Genomic DNA, 18,508 nt, shown 5'->3' on the forward strand with positions numbered 1-18,508 from the left:
TATAAGTAACCTTCTGAAACACCCACTTGTTCACGTTTATTTTAGTAATTCCTTCATTGTTCGTAATAGATCTTTTTTATGAACTTCCAACGTTTCTCCTGTTTTTCTCACTTTAAGCTCTACAACACCTTCGTTCGCTTTTTTCCCAACAGTTACTCTTACAGGAAAACCGTACAAATCAGCATCTTTAAATTTCACACCAGGACGCTCAGGTCTGTCGTCTATTAGAACCTCCAAGCGCTCTTCGGTTAATTCATTGTACAATTCCTCAGCTAACTGCTTTTGTTCCTCTTGCTTCATATTTATTGGAACGATGTGTACATCAAAAGGGGTTACAGAAGTCGGCCAGATAATTCCTGATTCGTCATGAAATTGTTCTATAATTGCGGCAAGGGTTCGTGTTACACCAATGCCGTAACAGCCCATAATCATCGGTTTATTTTTTCCGTTTTCATCAAGGTACATCGCTCCCATAGCTTCACTATACCTTGTTCCTAACTTAAATACATGACCTACCTCAATGCCTTCTTTAAATCGAATTGTTCCTTTTCCATCAGGTGATGGATCACCTTCTTGTATGTTTCGGAGATCCGCAAACTGACTTACTTTGAAATCGCGATCCATATTCACGTTTACGTAATGGGTATCTTCTTTATTCGCGCCACAAATACCATTTACTAATGCGCCAATGGCATGGTCTGCAACTACTTCTATTGTACCATCAATGTTAACTGGACCGATATACCCAGGTATGGTTTTTAAGAACTTTTTAGTTTCTTCTTCTGTTGCAAGCGAGACAAGTTGCGCATCGAATAAATTTTTCACTTTTATATCGTTAACCTCATGATCTCCTCTAACGAGTACGAGAACTGGTTTTTCATCTACGATAAAAAGTATCGACTTAATTAACTTTTGACGTTCAACCTGTAGAAATTCAGCTACTTCATCGATTGATTTCTTTTCTGGTGTGTTAACTAACTCTTTTTCCTTTAACAATTCATTAGTAGTTTCGTACTCAACGTTAACAGGTGCAATTTCAATGTTCGCTGCAAAACTAGAAGAATCAGAGTACGCGATAGTGTCCTCACCAATCTCGGATAACACCATAAATTCATGAGTATCCTTTCCTCCCATCGCTCCGGAATCAGCTACCACGGCCCGGAAGTCAAGGCCACATCTCGTAAATATGTTTGTATATGCTTCATACATTTTATTGTAGCTTTCATCTAACCCTTCTTGACTAGTATCAAAAGAGTAAGCATCTTTCATTAAGAATTCGCGTGAACGAAGCACCCCAAAACGAGGTCGGCGTTCGTCACGAAACTTTGTTTGGATTTGGTATAGTGTCATCGGAAGTTTTTTATACGTTTTTACGTCATCTCTAACAACGGTTGTAATAACTTCTTCGTGTGTTGGGCCTAAAGCAAACTCTCTTCCATGGCGATCGTGCAATCTCATTAATTCAGGTCCATAAGCTTCCCACCTGCCAGACTCCTTCCAAAGTTCAGACTGTTGAATAGCTGGCATGAGCATTTCCTGTGCACCTGCTCGGTTCATTTCTTCACGAACGATAGCTTCGACTTTTTTTAGTGCTTTTAACCCAAGTGGTAATAATGAATAAACACCGGAAGTACTTTGACGGATCAGCCCTGCTCTCAGCATAAGCTGGTGACTAGTAACTTCTGCATCACTAGGTACATCTCTTAATGTTGGCGCTAAAAACGTACTTTGTTTCATCTATGTCACCTCAACATTTTCATTCATAATAAACACGCAGCGTTTCATCACATTTATATAACCTTATCATCTATAGGAAAAATTTGTTAATATCATTCCAAGTTACAACTAACATAAGGAGCATGAGCAACGCAAAACCAATAAAATGAACTAGCCCTTCTTTTTGCGGGTCAATTGGTTTTCCTCTTAGAGCCTCAAGTCCTATAAATAATAGACGTCCTCCATCAAGTGCTGGTAAAGGTAGTAAATTAATTATCCCTAAGTTTACACTTAAGATAGCCGTCCATTGCATAAGCATAAGGAATCCCAATGTAGCTACCTCATCTGTATAACTGTATATACCAACTGGTCCTGCCAAGTGATCTAGTGAGAACTGACCTGTTATTAACATTCCTAGAGATTCAAAAATTAACTTCGTAAACTCATATGTTTGTGTAAATCCAAATGCTACAGCACCAATTAAGGATTTTTCCGTTTGTTGATATATTCCAACTACCCCTTGTACTTGTTCGTCTGGGCCTACTCTTTCATCTGGAGTTATCGTAACTTCAAATTGATTCGTTCCTCTCTGTACAAGAAAATCTAAAGGCTCATTAGGATTAGATTGGATTATAGCCGTCATTTCTTGCCATGTCTCGACTTGTTGTCCATCAATCGCTAATACTTCATCACCTTTTTCAAGTCCTGCTTCGATTGCGGCACCATCCTCTATTACATCTCCAACAACAGACTCGTTTACCGGTGTTCCTGCAAGCCATGCATACATGGCTAAAATAACAATTGCTAATAAAAAGTTCATCATCGGTCCTGCAAACAAAGCCATTGCTCTTTGAGACTTTGTTTTAGACCCAAATTGTCTGTCTAACGGTGCTATTTGTGTAGCTTGTTCATCATAAATAAATTCTGCCTTATCGTCAATGGAGTAAGTTATTAAGTCTTCTTGATCATCAATATAGCCAGAGACGAATAGTTTGTCTTCTAAATCAATTTTTTCTACTTGAATAACTTTACAATCAGGATGCTTTGACTTGTTATTAATAATTAATTGACGTACTTTCCCTTGGTTATTAAAAAGTAATCCTATCTCATAGCCGGGCTTTATTTGTATCATTTCGGGGTCTTCGCCAGCCATTCTAACAAACCCACCTAGAGGTAATAAACGAATAGTATAAACAGTTTCAGACCGCTTAAATGAAAAAATTTTAGGTCCGAATCCAATTGCAAATTCCCTACATAATATCCCTGCTCGCTTAGCGAAGATAAGATGTCCAAATTCATGGATAAAAACAAGCAAACCAAAAATAACAATAATAGAAATGAAAGTATTCATAACAACACAACCTTTAGCTTATATAGGATAGTATTTTTTCTCTCGTATCTTTATCAACGGAGACAATTTCCTCAAGAGAGGGAGAATTACTAGTGCGATGCATCATCAACGCTTTTTCTACTATTTCTTCAATTTGTAAAAACGTGATTTTACCTTGTAAAAAGAGTGATACTGCTATTTCATTAGCTGCATTGAGTACCGTTGGTGCTGTTCCACCGATTTTACCAGCTTCATAAGCCAAGTGTAAGCATCGAAATCTTTCGTAATCCACCTGTTGGAAATGTAGTGCACCTAGTTCCCATAAATTTAATTTTTTCCCTTCATACATATCAAGTCTTTCTGGCTTTGTTAAAGCATATTGAATTGGCACCCTCATATCTGGACTACCTAAATGGGCTAGTACACTACCATCAATATATTCAACCATGGAGTGAATGATACTTTCTTTATGTAAGATTACATCAATTTTTTCATATGGAATATTAAATAACCATTTCGCTTCAATCACTTCTAATCCTTTATTCATCATTGTAGCTGAATCGATTGTTATTTTTGCCCCCATATTCCAATTAGGGTGATTTAATGCATCTTCAATCGTAACAGTTTTTAATTCTTCTATAGACCTGTCACGAAAACTTCCACCTGAAGCAGTTAATATAATTCTTGATACCTCTTTTTCTATATTACCTTCTAAGCATTGGTAAATAGCTGAATGTTCACTATCAACAGGGATAAGCTCTACTCCCATTTTTTCCGCCAATTGGGTAACCAAATGACCTGCAGTGACTAACGTCTCTTTATTTGCAATAGCAACATCTATACGAGACTCAATAGCTGCTAACGTTGGTTTAAGCCCAACGCTCCCCATCACCGCATTCACTAACAGATCCATTTTATGATAAGTTGCTACTTCAATGATGCCTTCAGCGCCATATACGAGCTTGACATGTGAAGGTAACTGGTGAGCAATTTGATCCGCTATTTCCTTCGTTTCGACACTAACAATATAAGGTTGAAATTCATTTATTTGAGCAAGCCCTTTTTCAATATTTTTTCCGAAGCTCATCGTAACTAATTGAAATGAAGATTTATGAGCTCGAATAACATCTAAAGTTTGAACTCCAATCGATCCCGTTGATCCTAACAAACCAATTTTTTTCATAAAAGTCTCCTCTTTTATTTCTCTTAGTCTATTGTATGAATTTATATAAGATTAAGTAAATAAAGAATTGGCATCACATAGATTAAACTATCAAAGCGGTCGAGAATGCCACCGTGTCCCGGCAAAACTTGTCCAGAGTCTTTTACTGAGTAATATCTTTTTAAAGCTGATTCAACGAGATCACCTAATTGCCCTGTTATAGATACAACTATAATAAATATTACTGTCGTAACGAAAGAAACAAAAAGGGGTATAAACAACGTATAGATTACACCAACAGTAAACGCTAAAATGATGCCTCCAATTGCACCTTCTATTGTCTTTTTAGGGCTAATTTCCGGCCACAATTTATGTTTACCAAAACTTCTACCAGCAAAGTATGCACCCGAATCTGTCGCCCATACTAATATTAATATAAAAAATATTAGCTCTAAACCTTGATCTAAAAACCTCGTATAGATGAAAAAGTGAAATCCAAAGCCGATGTAAACTGAAGATAAAATAACAAAACCCGCTTCATCAAAAGTAAATGAATTTTTTGTAATGACTGTTAAAGCTAATAAAAGAATAATAAGTAATAAGAACATCTCAAACTTATTAATATGTAGCCAGTCAGTAGACATAATTGCTTCTGGAACGAGCAGTAACCACATTAGAAAAAAGCTTAACAACCCTATTGGAGAAAAGTAATTGATTTGTTTCATTTTTAATAGTTCACTCATAGCAATAGTGGCAAGGGCTACCATTAATAGAGTAAAAGGCCAACTCCCAATGATAATTAATGATAAAAAACCTGCCCCTGCAATAACAGCGGTAATAATTCTTTGCTTCATTGGCTTTCCTCCTCTCTATAAACCTCCATACCTACGCGCTCTATTTTGGTATACTCTGATAGCTTCTTCTAAACTTTCTTCCGAGAAATCAGGCCATAATACTTCCGTAAACCAGAACTCCGTATACGCAAGTTGCCATAACATAAAATTACTTAACCTAATTTCTCCACTTGTTCGAATGAGTAGATCTGGATCATCAAGTTCCGATGTCATTAAGTATTTCGCAAGACTTTCTTCTGTAATGTCATCAATCGAAGTACCTTCGTTGTCGATAGTCGAATATAGCTTTTTAACAGCTTCAATAATTTCTGAACGAGAACCATAATTCAATGCAAAATTTAAAATTAATCCGTTATTATCTTCTGTATCTTTTATTGCCTTATCGATTGCGCGAAGAGTGTGTATAGGAAGGTTCTCTTTCGTCCCTGTTAACCGTACCTTTACATTTTCTTTTATAAGCTCAGGTAATTCTTTATTTAAGAACAACTCAGGTAAACGCATCAAAAAATCTACTTCACCCTTAGGCCGTTTCCAATTTTCTGTGGAGAATGCATATAGCGTCAACACTTCAACACCTAAATGATTGGCATGTTTAACTATTTTGCGAACAACATTCATACCTTCTCGATGTCCTGCGATTCTAGGAAGTCCTCTTTTTTTCGCCCATCTTCCATTCCCGTCCATGATGATTGCAATATGTTTTGGTATATTATCTTTGTCAATCTCATCAACTGTTCTTATGGAATTAGTTTTTTGCTTTCTCAATTCGGCTAATCTTTTTAACATACCTTTTCCCCCAAATGGCCAAAAGAAGTTCTCTCATTAAGCATGGTTTTTTCTATCTAAATTTAAACCTCATTAATTCTTATATTCGAAATTAGTTAAAAGTGTAAAAAACCCCCATTGGAAGGAAGAGGGTCTTTTACAACGTTAATTTTACATGTTTTTCAATTATACTTCCATTATTTCTTGCTCTTTTGATTTTGCAATTTCATCGATGTCTTTAATGACACCATCTGTCAGTTTTTGTACTTCATCTTGGTTCCATCGAAGATCGTCTTCTGTTAACTCTCCATCTTTTTCTAACTTTTTCAATTCATCATTTGCATCTCGACGGATATTCCTAACAGCTACTTTTGCTTCTTCTGAGTAACGTCCAACTAGTTTAACGAGTTCTTTTCTTCTTTCTTCAGTTAGCGCAGGTATTGCGATACGAATGATATTTCCATCATTTGTAGGAGATAACCCTAAGTCTGCTTTTTGAATCGCTCTTTCAATATCTTGTAATGAAGACTTGTCAAAAGGTTGGATTGTAAGCATTCGAGCCTCTGGCACTGCAATCGATGCTAATTGATTTAATGGTGTCATCATTCCGTAGTATTCTACTTGCACTTTATCTAGTAATGATGGGTTAGCTCGACCAGCCCTTATAGTAGCTAACTCTTTTCGAAATGCTTCTACTGACTTACTCATTTTCACTTCTGCTTGTTTGAGTGCTTCGTTTGACATTATTCTTTCCCCCTTATTATTGTACCAATTTCTTCACCTAAAACAGCGCGTTTAATATTACCTTCTTCCATGATAGAAAAAACAATTAACGGGATGTTGTTATCCATACAAAGAGAGGATGCTGTTGAATCCATTACCGCTAATCCATCCTTCAAAATGTCAAGATATGTTAACGTCTCATACTTAAATGCTGTAGCATCAACAGATGGGTCTGCACTATATACACCATCCACTTTATTTTTAGCCATCAAGATAACATCTGCTTCAATTTCAGCCGCTCTTAATGCTGCCGTAGTATCTGTTGAGAAATATGGATTCCCAGTCCCTGCAGCAAAGATAACTACTCTTTTCTTCTCTAAATGCCTTATGGCTCTACGTCTTATGTAAGGCTCAGCAACTTGTCTCATTTCTATTGAGCTTTGAACGCGTGTTTGAACGCCGATTGTCTCAAGACTATCTTGTAAAGCTAATGAGTTCATAACAGTAGCTAGCATTCCCATATAATCTGCTGTTGCTCTATCCATCCCTTTAGCGCTACCAGCCATCCCTCGCCAAATATTACCACCACCGACAATAATCGCTACCTCGACATTTAAATCAATAATATCTCTTATTTGCTCGGCTATGGATTGGATGACAGATGGATCAATTCCATACCCTTGATCTCCTGCTAATGCTTCACCACTTAATTTTAACACAATTCGACTGTATTTTGGTTTCTCCATAATACCCTCCAAAATCTCATTCAGCAGCTGCTGTTAATATTCTTTCATTGGCTTATTACTACTCTTAGTAAAAAGGGACACAATGTGCCCCTTCTAGATATTATCATTATTTTTTTACTTGAGACATAACTTCTTCTGCAAAGTTTTCCTCACGCTTCTCGATTCCTTCTCCAACTTCAAAACGATAGAATTCTTTTACAGAAGCACCTTTAGAAGATAAGAATTTACCAACTTTTTGGTCGCTATCTTTTACGAATGCTTGATCATTTAAACATACATCTTCGAAATACTTACCTAAACGGCCTTCAACCATCTTTTCAACGATTTTTTCTGGTTTACCTTCATTTAAAGCTTGTTGCTTTAATACTTCACGCTCATGCTCAACTTCCTCTTGGGAAACTTGATCACGGCTAATGTATTTAGGGTTAATAGCTGCAATATGCATAGAAATATCCTTTGCTAAATCCGCATCTTGCGTACCGTCAAGAAGCGTTAATACAGCAATTCTTCCCCCCATATGATGGTAAGCACCAAATGCTTCATTGTCAGAACGCTCTACTACCGCAAAGCGGCGTAGTGAAATTTTTTCTCCGATTTTTGCAATTTGATTATTAATATAGTTATTTAAAGTATCTGCATCACCATCAAAGTCTTGTGCTAAAGCAGCTTCAACATCACTTGGTTTATTATTCAAAAGATGGGAAGCAACAGTATCCACTAAACTAATAAAGTTTTCATTTTTCGCAACGAAGTCTGTCTCTGCATTAATTTCAACAATTACCGCAGTGTTTCCTTCTACTTTAATATGCGCTAGACCTTCTGCTGCTACGCGGTCTGCCTTTTTAGCTGCACTAGCAATTCCTTTTTCACGTAAAAAATCAATTGCTTTTTCCATATCACCATCAGTTTCTGTTAAAGCTTTCTTACAATCCATCATTCCTGCACCAGTTTTTTCACGTAACTCTTTTACCATCGCTGCTGTTATTGCCATGGGTAATTCCTCCTTAAATTTGAGTATGTAATTATGTGGTTAAGATACTTTTACTAGTATTAAGCTATTAAATACATTTAATAGCGAGAATATCTTTTAAAAAAGGGTGATAAAGGGTCAAGCCCTCTATCACCCTTTTGGACAACATTTTAAGCAGTTGTTTCTTCACCTTGGTTAGCTTCAATAATAGCATCTGCCATTTTTGCAGTTAACAAACGTACAGCGCGAATTGCATCATCGTTTGCAGGAATAACGTAATCAATTTCATCCGGGTCACAGTTAGTATCTACAATACCAACGATAGGAATATTTAATTTACGTGCTTCTGCAACAGCAATACGTTCTTTACGAGGATCAATGATAAATAAAGCGTCTGGAAGTTTATCCATATCTTTAATTCCACCTAGGAATTTTTCTAAACGATCCATTTCTTTCTTCAGTAGAACAACCTCTTTTTTAGGTAAAACTTCAAACGTACCATCTTCTTGCATACGCTCAAGGTCTTTTAAACGACCGATACGTTTGCGAATTGTATCAAAATTCGTTAATGTACCACCTAACCAACGTTGGTTAATAAAGTACATACCACAACGTTCAGCTTCTTCTTTCACTGCGTCTTGTGCTTGTTTTTTTGTACCTACAAAAAGCATTGTTCCGCCTTGACCAGCTAAGTCACGAACATAATTAAATGCTTCGTCAACTTTTTTTACTGTTTTTTGTAAGTCAATAATGTAAATACCGTTTCTTTCTGTGAAGATGTAGCGATCCATTTTTGGGTTCCAGCGACGTGTTTGATGTCCGAAATGTACCCCTGCTTCTAATAATTGTTTCATGGATATCACTGCCATACTACACACCTCCTATTTGGTTTTATTAGCCTCCGTTCCTATCTTCTTCAAGTGGAACTGCTTTTTGCAGCACCGCCACTTAAATCTAGAAACGTGTGTGATGATTAACACCGAGAAATAATATACCACATTGTCAGAGTGATGACAAGTGGTGTCGAATGATTATTTATGAAACTTTAATAATAGCTCCACTTCTCCGACTCCCATATCTAATTTCTTAGCAATTTCATTTATTGATAAACCTTGTTGATGAAGCGACAAGATTTTAGATGTAGATGACGTATCAACCTCCACTTGATCTTCCTCTGGAAAAGGTGGAGAATAGTCATTATAATTTTCATCACCCAATACTTGATTAAGTAGATCATTCGCTCCCGTCTTATTTATATCCTCTGTAGATGTTTCAACTTTTTTATTATTGATTACATTTTCCTTCAAAGTAACTTCTTTTATATGTTTAACATTGTTGGTATTTTTTGTTTTTTCTTTATTTATTAATTCTTGATAAAGTCTTTCATTATCTTCTTTCATTTCTGTCGTATAAGAAATCAAGATATCTTCCATCTCTTTTATTACTTTTTCATTATTTATAGGCTGTTCTTTTGATTGTCTCTGATATAAGATAATCATAAAATAAATACTTACAAAGTGAAGCATAAAGCTAATAATTAGTAAATAGAACATCTAGCAATACTCCTTTACCATTTTAAGTCCACGTGCTTTCCTTTATACGGATGAGAATCTCTTTTATGTTCATCTCCACGTAATTCTTTCTCACTCCATTTATCTCTATGTTGGTTATCTTGCTGTTGTTTTTGCTTTTTATTACTTTCTTCTTTAACTTTTTTGTTTACTACTGTCTCGGACTCTGCTACTCGTTTTTTCATTCGTTCTTGTTCTTTCAGCTGTTTTTGTTGAAGCTGTTCTTGTGTAATTATTCCCCTTTGCTGTAACTGCTCTTGGATCTGTCCTGCTGTTTGTGAACGTGGAACTGCAACTTGAAGCTCGATTGATTTTAAGCCGCTCATCTCTTACGCTCCTTTATACACCTTTATCTTAATGAAAGATATTAAAAGCGCTCGCCATAGCATTTGCAAGCGCTTTATTACAATTCGTTAATAAATGATTATAAAGTTTGAAGTACGATTTCCCCTTGGTCTAATTTAAACATAACATAATGATGCTTTGAAACTATTTTTCTGCGATATTTTCCAAAAAATATATCACAATTAGTAAAGATATCTTTATAAATTCGAATAGATGCTTCATTTTGCGAGTGAAGTACATCCTGCAGTTCTAATAATTCTTCATTAATTTCATCTATATTATTCTTTGATTCTATCATTGTATTTCGTATTCTTAGCTTCATTATTCTTTCTTGAGGTTTTAATAAACCTGCTTTTTCTTTTTCTGTAAGCTTTAATTGTAACAATTCCAACTTCCCATTTTCGTCATTTAGTTGCTTTAATTTTTTTTCTAATTGTTTTTGCTTTTGTAGCATCTCTTGACTAATACCTAAATAAAGAGATGTAGGAGTACTCATCGAATTACCTACTTCATTCACTTCAATTCCTTTAACAGCAGATATATTACCACCAACGATATTACCTCTACGTTCTTTACAATATACATTACCTTGCGCATGAATAGTACTATGTAGAATAGATTGTGATACGTGAACATCTCCTTCTACCTTTACTATCCCTTGATTAATGAAAGACGTGTGTAAATCACCTTTTGCTTGTAACAAGCCTTTCCCTTGTGCAACTATTCCTTGTTCAACAAAAATAGAGCCTCCCGCTATTAATTCTGCTGCTTCTACTGAACCTCTTACACGTATGTCACCTTTTGCTACTATTTTAAAACCGGCTGGTACGTTTCCCCTTATATTAACATTTCCTACAAAGTCTATGTTTCCTACCTTCAAATCTAAATCGCCATTTACCTCGTATACGGGATAGACATGAATAACTTTCGGCTCTATGCTCAGTTGACCATCTAAAGTAGCTACAATCTCTTTTCCATCTTCACTAACTCGTGTATTTTTACCTTGCCGCAGCTTTAAATCGCGTCCTGGTTGTGCTTTTATTTCTTGGCCTAACACATTAGTTCCGTTAATTTCAGCTGTTCTTTCTACTTTAACCCCAATCACAGTACCTTTTGAAACAGAGGGTATCTCCATTACTTCTCTTAAATTGATAGGTTCATCATCATCAATCTCTTGAAGCTGTTTTTCTTTTGTAAGAATCTCAGGCTTTAAAAAGGCATCTTCTCCTTTTATAGGAGGTGTTCCTTCTGCTATTAATATCTTTTCTTGTAAATCACTCTCTATGATAGTCCCTAAAACGTCTTCCTTCACCCCAAAACAAACACCACATTCACGAATAAACGCCTTTAATTCATCCACACTTACTGGATCTTCTCGTTTATTAGACTGTTTTAAAAATGCTTTTAGTTTATCGTCAGTTATTTCTATTTCATAAACATCATGAAGTGACTGCATCGTCATCAACCTTCTTTCTGTAAAAGGCCTAATGTTCTTTATTATAGTTTCATTTGAAGTATTACATTATTTAGACAATAACTTTTGTTGAAGCTTAAAAATTGTTTTTGAGTGTATTTGAGAAACTCTAGAGGTTGACACATTTAGAATTTCACCAATTTCTGTTAGTGTTAATTCCTCAAAGTAAAACAAGCTTATGATCAGTTGTTCTTTCTCGTTAAAGGTTTTTATTATTTCTGCGAGCTCTTCCATTTGTCCTTTTTTGTCTATATGTTGCTCCGGAGTTAACGTTTTCTCATCCATTATTGTAGCAGTAAAGGAATCCTCTTTTTCTGAATCTTGTGCTGGTTCATCGATAGATAGTTGGTGTGCTAAATAGCTTTCATTAATCGTTTTATAGACATCTTCTTCATTCATCCCTAAATAGTCTGCTACTTCTTTAGGGTTAACGTAACGTCCATACTGTTGCTCAAGCTTTTCTGTAGCCTGATCAATTTTTTTCGTCTTCTCCCTTACGGACCTTGGCAACCAATCCATTTGTCTTAAACCATCAATGATTGCTCCTCTTATACGAAAAGATGCATATGTATCAAATTTCAGTTCTCTTTTTTCATCAAACTTCTCTAATGCATCATATAGACCTAACATTCCATTGCTCCGTAAATCATCAAGCTGGACATTTCTAGGAAGGTTTGCACCTATACGTTGAACATGGTAGTCTACTAACGGTAAATATGCTTGTACTAATCGATCACAAGCAACTTCGTCACGATCCTCACTCCAACGCGACCAATCATGTTGTAACTGTTTAGTTGCATTAATTTGTGGCATTTAGGGCTCCTCCTATCATCCTAAAATGAAGTACAGGTCAATGCTTATCTCGTTTAGTCTATCTCTTCATTAGCATTGTTATTACTATGTTTACCTGGTTCTATAGTCTTTGCAGAAAAATCAATAGCAATCCAAGTCCAAATACAATAAAAAAAGTAGCCTATAAAAGTTCCTATAATAAGGGAAATACTAGCTCGAAAAACTGTAGTATATATAGCATTTACAGAAAAGGAGCTAACAAAAACGATAATGAAACTCAACAATCCAAAGACAAAAATCCATTTGGTTTTTTGTGACATTAGATCATCTTCACTCCTTTATTTACAGTTCTTATTTCTAGCATACAAGTTTGAGGATCGAATTCAATTGTTCTACCACTATTTCCACCAACATCCTCACTCAAAATTTTTACATTGTAGTTTTTTAATACACTTCTTACCGCTTCTACGTTTCTAGGCCCAATTCTCATCGTATCGTTATTTGACGAGAACTGAAACATTTGTGCACCACCGGCTATCTTAGCTTTTAATCTAAACGGAAGGGCACCGTCAGTAATAAGTGTTTTAATTAAATCCTCCAATGCAGTATCAGCATATTTCGCACGTTGAATTTTTCCATTACGGGCGATCGACGATTCAGGTAACATCACATGTGCCATACCACACATTTTTGAATATTCATCATAAATAATGATGCCTACGCAAGAACCTAATCCAGATGTTCGTATCTTATTCGGTGGATTCGCAAAATTTAAGTCCGCCATGCCAACTTTAATAACCGTTCCGGTGAGTACAGTATTATTCATTCACAGTTACCCCTAATGATTTAAATATTTTGCCAAATGAGTCTGGATCAGGGAGTAAAAAGAAATGCCCTTGTGTTTGTGTAACATTTTGCTCATCTTTTTCACTTATCTTCGTATCAATAAAAATGGCATAATCAGCTATTGGAGATATTTCAATTAAGCCGTGGCTTAATATAGCTACCGTCATATCTACAGCAAAAGCAGGTGGTGTTGGCTGTAAGTTCAAGGACGTAAAATCGGATAATGCTGACAGATAAGAGCCTGCCAAAATATTTCCCATTTCATTAAATGCAGAAATTCCCATTTCAGGTACTTCATTTGTTGAAAAATCAAATGAAGCGTCCTTAGTTAGGTGACGGATAAGTATGGACGCTTCATTAACAGGAAGCATGAAAAATAAGCTTCCTGTTACCTCGCCTTGAATTCTTAAAAATATTGAAGCAACTACAGCCTCATCACCGCCAACAAATTCGCTTATTTCATGGAAAGGAACTACTCGAACTGCAGGAACATGCATATCTATTGTTTTGTTTAACAATTTAGAAAGAGCTGTAGCGGCGTGAGCGGCTCCAATGTTCCCCACTTCTTTTAGTACATCTAAATGCTGGGAGTGAATTTGGCTATAATCGCTCATTATGCTTTTGCCTCGATATTTCTCATTTCACTTATCTCCTCAGTACTAAGTACTTTATCAAGGTTCAAAATGATTAATAACCTTTTTTCTAATTTCGCAACACCACGAATATAATCAGCTTGTACCCCACCAATCACTTCAGGTGGTGGGACAATTTCACTTTCTGGTATATCAATTACATCATTGGCTGCATCAACTATTAGACCAACATCCATTTCGTCAACAGAAACAATGATAATTCTAGTATTATCCGTGTGGTCGATTTCATCCATATCAAACCTACTTCTAAGATCAATGATCGGAGTAACTATCCCTCTTAAATTGATTACCCCTTTTACGAACTCAGGTGCTTTTGGCACTCGTGTAATTTGTTGTACTCTTTCTATGGATCGAACTTGTTCTACACCTACTCCATACTCTTCATTTTTCAACTGAAATACAATAATTTTACTATCTTGAATCATTGTTTGATCATTCATATCTTACCCTCCAATTAATAGCATATTTCGACAGATTTTAATCATATTATTACATGGAACTACATATCCGTACATAGTTCTTTATTGTACATTTATAGAATAATAGAATTACAATCTACAATTAGTGCCACTTGTCCGTTCCCTAAAATGGTAGCGCCAGAAATAGCAAAGGCTGATGTTAAATACTTACCTAGAGTTTTCAATACGATTTCTTGCTGTCCGATAAATGAATTGACTTGTAAAGCTGCCATTTTATCACCTTTTCGAACAACAACAATGGAATAATATTCATTTTGCTCTTTTGTAACTGGAACCTCGAATAATTCGGTCATATCAATTAACGGTACGACACTACCTCTAAAATCTATTACCCTTTGATTGTGCGCGTGCATAATTTCTTCTTCTTTTATAATTGCTGTCTCAATAATTGACGATAATGGTATCGCATAAATTTCATCTTGGATTTCTACTAGCATGACAGAAATTATCGATAAAGTTAATGGCAATTGAATAGTAAACAAGGTACCAGTTCCTCTTGTTGACTCAACTGAGACAGATCCTCCAAGGGATTCTATCTTACTTTTTACAACATCTAGTCCAACGCCACGTCCTGAAATGTCTGATATTTGGTCAGCTGTACTCAATCCACTTGCAAATAACAATTCGTATACTTCTTGATCTGTTAATGTTTTTCCAACTTCAGCAGAAACTACACCACTGTTAATTGCTTTTTCTAAAACTTTTTCCGCATTAATCCCTGCACCATCGTCTGCAACTTCTATAAACACGTGATTTCCACTATGATATGCTTTTAGTGATATTGTTGCTTGTTCACTCTTCCCTGCGTTTCTTCTTACGTCTGGCGTTTCTACACCATGATCTAAAGAATTCCTTAGAAGGTGTACTAGAGGGTCACCAATTTCATCTATAAACGTTCTATCTAATTCTGTATCTGCACCCGTTATTTCGAGATTAATCTTCTTATTTAGTTCCTTTGCTAAACCTCTTACCATCCTAGGGAAGCGATTGAATACTTGTTCTACTGGAACCATCCTCATGTTAAGGATAATATTTTGTAGGTCACCTGAAATTCTGGACATATGCTCTACCGTATCTGTTAAATCGTTATTATTTAGATCATGGGAAATTTGTTCTAATCTACCACGATCTATAACTAATTCTTCAAATAAATTCATTAAGCGATCCAATCGTTCAATATTTACGCGAATCGTTTTATTTGAATTGCTTTTTCCATTACTTTGGTTCTCTTCTCGTTGTACTTGTGTAGTAGCAGGTTTTTCATTATCTATTTCGTTGCTGTCTTTTTTCACTTTTTCTGCTTGTTCTTTTTCTGGTGAATTCAATCTTTTAATATCAATATCCGATACTTCAACAGTATCTACTTCAGAAACCTTTAATACTTTCCCTTGTACATCATTAGCACTTTCTTTTGATACTAATGTGACAGAAAAATTAAGATCAAAGTTTTCCTCTTCTAATTGATCCACAGTTGGGATTGATTTAATTACTTCCCCCATTTTTTCTAACACTTCAAAAACCATATACACTCTTGCAGCTTTTAAAATACAATCTTCTCTTAAGCTAATCGCTACTTGGTATGCATAAAAGCCTTGCTCTTGAGACTGTGTAAGAACGGTTACTTCAAACGGATCAAAAGCTGGAATTCCACTTGATTGAACAGTTTCAGCATCGACTTCATGTAATGTTGCTGCAACCTCTTCTAGCGGTGCGCCTGATTCAATTCTAGCTAGTTTTGAAACTACCTCTTTTACATTTCGCTTGCCTTCTCCTCCAGAAGCTATATCTTCAACCATAGCTTCTAAATGATCCACAGACTCAAAAACAACATCTAGTAATTCACTTGAAGCCTTTACAACACCATTTCTAATTTGGTCTAAAACATTTTCCATTTGATGGGTTAAACTTGCTAAATCTTCGTACCCCATCGTAGCAGACATTCCTTTTAACGTATGTGCAGATCGGAACACTTCGTTTACAATTGATTCATTTTCTGGATTTTCTTCTAGTTCTAACAAATGACTATTCATCGCTTGCAAGTGTTCTTTACTTTCCTCAATAAACATATCTAAGTATTCATTTTTCTCCATTTCAGTTCCCTCCCTATGTACAATGCTTCAATATTGTTTGTGTGATATCTTCTAATTTAACCACTTCGTCAACCAAATTTGTTTCAACCGCGGTTCTTGGCATTCCATAGACAATCGCTGTTTCTTTAGACTCTGCAATCGCAATTGTTTTTGTATTCCCCTTCAGCTGCACTAGACCTTTCGTACCATCAGATCCCATACCTGTTAAAATTATTGCCATAACATCGACATTTCTTAATGCAGATAATGAATAAAATAATGCATCAACTGCAGGTCGATGTCCTTTCACTAATTCCGATTGATCCAAATGAACTGCTACAGAAGTCCCAATACCTCTTACTTTTAAATGGTATCCTCCAGGAGCGATATAGGCAACACCTTTTTTTATAATTTCTCCATCCTCTGCTTCTTTCACCTTAATTTTTGATAATTTATCAAGGCGCTCACTTAATGATTTCGTAAAGCCTTTTGGCATGTGCTGTACAATTAATATTGGGTAAGGAAGATCAGACGGTAAATTAGTTAAAACTGTTTGAAGCGCTTTCGGACCTCCTGTTGAAGTTCCAATTGCGATAATACCCTTTTCTGTTAACTTGTTTTTGCTATTATTATTAATTTGTTGCAACTGTTTTTCATCTATCGAAGGTGCACGACATTCAACATCCTTTTGTAATTTAGCGATCGGGACTTTTGACGCATAAATCACCTTCTCAACTAATTCTTTTTGGACTTTATAAATATCTAACGAAATAGAGCCCGAAGGCTTTGAAACAAAATCAAAAGCACCGTATTCCATTGCTTTTATTGTTGTTTCAGTTCCTTCCTTTGTAATGCTTGACAGCATAATCACTGGTACAGGAGATTCACTCATAATCCGCTTTAACGCTTCGAGTCCATTTAATATTGGCATTTCAACATCTAGTGTTACTACATCTGGCTGTAACTTCTTTATTTGTGTTACTGCTTCGTTTCCATTACGAGCTTTACCAATTACTTTGATTCGTGCGTCTTTTTCTAGTAAATCGCTGATCATCTTTCTCATGAATGCTGAATCATCCACTACTAGAACTTTAATCATGAGAGATCTCCTTTCTACTTTACGATTTGAAAAAACTTTTTAGTTTAGAAACAAAGCTATGGCCTACAGTGGCAGTTGACTCCATTTTCTTATTTTTATTTTCAAAGAATTTTGCTGTGTTTCTCATGACAATTGCAGGTTTTGATTTTGGAAATTTCAACACAAATGGTGTTTGAGACCTTACAGCTTTCCACACTACTTCATCATCAGGAACCGAAGCGATATGATGTAGATCTTTTTTTAGAAATTGTGAACATACTGTTATCATATTTTGTGCGGTCGATTCACCGTCCCTAGAGTTTCTCGTTCTATTTACAACGAGTGAAACAGGAATTTGATCATCTTGAAGTGTGATATGTTTCACGGCTGCATATGCATCTGTCACTGAAGTAGGCTCTGGCGTTGTTACAATAATAATTTCATGAACAGACAACAAGAAGCTAAGACTATTTGTTGAAATACCAGCAGCCATATCAAAAAGTATATAATCAAATTGTTTTTCTAACTCGGACAGCTTTGATAAGAAGTCATTTACTTTCATTTGATCCATTTCAAAGATTTCTGCAAGTCCTGATCCCCCTGAGATATAAGATAGCCCTTCTGGACCATTCTCTACAATATCTTTTAAGGATAGCTCTCGTTCTAACAAATCAACAATGGAATGATAAGATGTTTTACCAAGTAATATGTCAACATTCGCCATTCCTATATCAAGATCGATAATTAATACGCGCTTACCTAATCTTTGTAACGAAATTCCAAAATTGACTGAAAAGTTAGACTTACCTACTCCACCTTTACCACTTACAACCGCAATTACTTTGGCATTTTTTTCAATAACATTAACATTATTTATTTTATTATTTGCTGATAGCATCTTTTCTCTTAAAACGTCCGCTTGATCTTTCACCATT

General features: G+C 35.7%; 20 protein-coding genes. All 20 read right to left on the minus strand.

The features are described 5' to 3' along the window. Positions 1–36 precede the first annotated feature (36 nt). Positions 37–1,737 (minus strand): proline--tRNA ligase, encoded by a 1,701-nt coding sequence (locus tag BCELL_RS12180; RefSeq protein ID WP_013489053.1) that lies wholly within the window; start codon positions 1,735–1,737, stop codon positions 37–39. 70 nt (positions 1,738–1,807) lie between these two features. Next, entirely contained in the window at positions 1,808–3,067 is a 1,260-nt protein-coding gene (gene rseP / locus BCELL_RS12185; protein ID WP_013489054.1) for an RIP metalloprotease RseP, read from the minus strand. A 13-nt stretch (positions 3,068–3,080) separates the two neighbouring features. After that, a complete protein-coding gene (locus tag BCELL_RS12190) occupies positions 3,081–4,229 on the minus strand; it encodes a 1-deoxy-D-xylulose-5-phosphate reductoisomerase (protein ID WP_013489055.1) in 1,149 nt (382 codons plus the stop codon). 41 nt (positions 4,230–4,270) lie between these two features. After that, on the minus strand, positions 4,271–5,062 hold the full coding sequence (locus BCELL_RS12195) for a phosphatidate cytidylyltransferase (RefSeq protein ID WP_013489056.1): 792 nt from the start codon (positions 5,060–5,062) through the stop codon (positions 4,271–4,273). 15 nt (positions 5,063–5,077) lie between these two features. After that, positions 5,078–5,848 carry an undecaprenyl pyrophosphate synthase gene (locus BCELL_RS12200; RefSeq protein ID WP_013489057.1) on the minus strand — a complete coding sequence of 257 codons (771 nt, stop codon included), beginning with the start codon at positions 5,846–5,848 and terminating at the stop codon, positions 5,078–5,080. A gap of 165 nt (positions 5,849–6,013) precedes the next feature. Next, a complete protein-coding gene (gene frr, locus BCELL_RS12205) occupies positions 6,014–6,571 on the minus strand; it encodes a ribosome recycling factor (protein ID WP_013489058.1) in 558 nt (185 codons plus the stop codon). After that, on the minus strand, positions 6,571–7,296 hold the full coding sequence (gene pyrH / locus BCELL_RS12210) for a UMP kinase (protein ID WP_013489059.1): 726 nt from the start codon (positions 7,294–7,296) through the stop codon (positions 6,571–6,573). The genes frr and pyrH overlap by 1 nt, the downstream gene beginning before the upstream one ends. Before the next feature lie 106 nt (positions 7,297–7,402). Then, the gene (gene tsf / locus BCELL_RS12215; protein WP_013489060.1) at positions 7,403–8,287 is read right to left on the minus strand and encodes a translation elongation factor Ts; all 885 of its coding nucleotides are present in this window, start codon (positions 8,285–8,287) and stop codon (positions 7,403–7,405) included. Positions 8,288–8,436: 149 nt separating this feature from the next. Beyond that, positions 8,437–9,135 (minus strand): 30S ribosomal protein S2, encoded by a 699-nt coding sequence (rpsB, locus tag BCELL_RS12220; RefSeq protein WP_013489061.1) that lies wholly within the window; start codon positions 9,133–9,135, stop codon positions 8,437–8,439. A gap of 162 nt (positions 9,136–9,297) precedes the next feature. Then, positions 9,298–9,819, minus strand: a complete 522-nt coding sequence (locus BCELL_RS12225; RefSeq protein WP_013489062.1) for a DUF6115 domain-containing protein — start codon at positions 9,817–9,819, stop codon at positions 9,298–9,300. 14 nt (positions 9,820–9,833) lie between these two features. Next, the gene (locus BCELL_RS12230; protein ID WP_013489063.1) at positions 9,834–10,163 is read right to left on the minus strand and encodes a hypothetical protein; all 330 of its coding nucleotides are present in this window, start codon (positions 10,161–10,163) and stop codon (positions 9,834–9,836) included. A gap of 98 nt (positions 10,164–10,261) precedes the next feature. Further along, on the minus strand, positions 10,262–11,638 hold the full coding sequence (locus BCELL_RS12235; RefSeq protein WP_013489064.1) for a flagellar assembly protein A: 1,377 nt from the start codon (positions 11,636–11,638) through the stop codon (positions 10,262–10,264). 66 nt (positions 11,639–11,704) lie between these two features. Continuing rightward, positions 11,705–12,469: a FliA/WhiG family RNA polymerase sigma factor gene (locus BCELL_RS12240; RefSeq protein ID WP_013489065.1), complete on the minus strand. Its 765-nt coding sequence runs from the start codon at positions 12,467–12,469 to the stop codon at positions 11,705–11,707. A gap of 53 nt (positions 12,470–12,522) precedes the next feature. Then, positions 12,523–12,768 (minus strand): hypothetical protein, encoded by a 246-nt coding sequence (locus BCELL_RS12245; RefSeq protein ID WP_013489066.1) that lies wholly within the window; start codon positions 12,766–12,768, stop codon positions 12,523–12,525. Then, entirely contained in the window at positions 12,768–13,274 is a 507-nt protein-coding gene (locus BCELL_RS12250) for a chemotaxis protein CheD (protein WP_013489067.1), read from the minus strand. The genes BCELL_RS12245 and BCELL_RS12250 overlap by 1 nt, the downstream gene beginning before the upstream one ends. Continuing rightward, on the minus strand, positions 13,267–13,908 hold the full coding sequence (locus tag BCELL_RS12255; RefSeq protein ID WP_013489068.1) for a chemotaxis protein CheC: 642 nt from the start codon (positions 13,906–13,908) through the stop codon (positions 13,267–13,269). The genes BCELL_RS12250 and BCELL_RS12255 overlap by 8 nt, the downstream gene beginning before the upstream one ends. Continuing rightward, positions 13,908–14,387 (minus strand): chemotaxis protein CheW, encoded by a 480-nt coding sequence (locus BCELL_RS12260; protein ID WP_013489069.1) that lies wholly within the window; start codon positions 14,385–14,387, stop codon positions 13,908–13,910. The genes BCELL_RS12255 and BCELL_RS12260 overlap by 1 nt, the downstream gene beginning before the upstream one ends. 92 nt (positions 14,388–14,479) lie before the next feature. After that, positions 14,480–16,516, minus strand: a complete 2,037-nt coding sequence (locus BCELL_RS12265; RefSeq protein WP_013489070.1) for a chemotaxis protein CheA — start codon at positions 16,514–16,516, stop codon at positions 14,480–14,482. 13 nt (positions 16,517–16,529) lie between these two features. Further along, a complete protein-coding gene (locus BCELL_RS12270; RefSeq protein WP_013489071.1) occupies positions 16,530–17,594 on the minus strand; it encodes a protein-glutamate methylesterase/protein-glutamine glutaminase in 1,065 nt (354 codons plus the stop codon). 19 nt (positions 17,595–17,613) lie between these two features. Continuing rightward, the gene (locus tag BCELL_RS12275) at positions 17,614–18,507 is read right to left on the minus strand and encodes a MinD/ParA family protein (RefSeq protein WP_013489072.1); all 894 of its coding nucleotides are present in this window, start codon (positions 18,505–18,507) and stop codon (positions 17,614–17,616) included. Between the last annotated feature and the right edge of the window lies 1 nt (position 18,508).

It is taken from the genome of Evansella cellulosilytica DSM 2522 (assembly GCF_000177235.2).
Lineage (GTDB): Bacteria > Bacillota > Bacilli > Bacillales > Salisediminibacteriaceae > Evansella > Evansella cellulosilytica.

What these genes read in the sequence shown, in the direction of transcription:
- BCELL_RS12180 (WP_013489053.1), bottom strand. Translation starts at nt 1,737, where the DNA reads ATGAAACAAAGTACGTTTTTAGCGCCAACATTAAGAGATGTACCTAGT.
- rseP (WP_013489054.1), bottom strand. Translation starts at nt 3,067, where the DNA reads ATGAATACTTTCATTTCTATTATTGTTATTTTTGGTTTGCTTGTTTTT.
- BCELL_RS12190 (WP_013489055.1), bottom strand. Translation starts at nt 4,229, where the DNA reads ATGAAAAAAATTGGTTTGTTAGGATCAACGGGATCGATTGGAGTTCAA.
- BCELL_RS12195 (WP_013489056.1), bottom strand. Translation starts at nt 5,062, where the DNA reads ATGAAGCAAAGAATTATTACCGCTGTTATTGCAGGGGCAGGTTTTTTA.
- BCELL_RS12200 (WP_013489057.1), bottom strand. Translation starts at nt 5,848, where the DNA reads ATGTTAAAAAGATTAGCCGAATTGAGAAAGCAAAAAACTAATTCCATA.
- frr (WP_013489058.1), bottom strand. Translation starts at nt 6,571, where the DNA reads ATGTCAAACGAAGCACTCAAACAAGCAGAAGTGAAAATGAGTAAGTCA.
- pyrH (WP_013489059.1), bottom strand. Translation starts at nt 7,296, where the DNA reads ATGGAGAAACCAAAATACAGTCGAATTGTGTTAAAATTAAGTGGTGAA.
- tsf (WP_013489060.1), bottom strand. Translation starts at nt 8,287, where the DNA reads ATGGCAATAACAGCAGCGATGGTAAAAGAGTTACGTGAAAAAACTGGT.
- rpsB (WP_013489061.1), bottom strand. Translation starts at nt 9,135, where the DNA reads ATGGCAGTGATATCCATGAAACAATTATTAGAAGCAGGGGTACATTTC.
- BCELL_RS12225 (WP_013489062.1), bottom strand. Translation starts at nt 9,819, where the DNA reads ATGTTCTATTTACTAATTATTAGCTTTATGCTTCACTTTGTAAGTATT.
- BCELL_RS12230 (WP_013489063.1), bottom strand. Translation starts at nt 10,163, where the DNA reads ATGAGCGGCTTAAAATCAATCGAGCTTCAAGTTGCAGTTCCACGTTCA.
- BCELL_RS12235 (WP_013489064.1), bottom strand. Translation starts at nt 11,638, where the DNA reads ATGCAGTCACTTCATGATGTTTATGAAATAGAAATAACTGACGATAAA.
- BCELL_RS12240 (WP_013489065.1), bottom strand. Translation starts at nt 12,469, where the DNA reads ATGCCACAAATTAATGCAACTAAACAGTTACAACATGATTGGTCGCGT.
- BCELL_RS12245 (WP_013489066.1), bottom strand. Translation starts at nt 12,768, where the DNA reads ATGTCACAAAAAACCAAATGGATTTTTGTCTTTGGATTGTTGAGTTTC.
- BCELL_RS12250 (WP_013489067.1), bottom strand. Translation starts at nt 13,274, where the DNA reads ATGAATAATACTGTACTCACCGGAACGGTTATTAAAGTTGGCATGGCG.
- BCELL_RS12255 (WP_013489068.1), bottom strand. Translation starts at nt 13,908, where the DNA reads ATGAGCGATTATAGCCAAATTCACTCCCAGCATTTAGATGTACTAAAA.
- BCELL_RS12260 (WP_013489069.1), bottom strand. Translation starts at nt 14,387, where the DNA reads ATGAATGATCAAACAATGATTCAAGATAGTAAAATTATTGTATTTCAG.
- BCELL_RS12265 (WP_013489070.1), bottom strand. Translation starts at nt 16,516, where the DNA reads ATGGAGAAAAATGAATACTTAGATATGTTTATTGAGGAAAGTAAAGAA.
- BCELL_RS12270 (WP_013489071.1), bottom strand. Translation starts at nt 17,594, where the DNA reads ATGATTAAAGTTCTAGTAGTGGATGATTCAGCATTCATGAGAAAGATG.
- BCELL_RS12275 (WP_013489072.1), bottom strand. Translation starts at nt 18,507, where the DNA reads ATGGTGAAAGATCAAGCGGACGTTTTAAGAGAAAAGATGCTATCAGCA.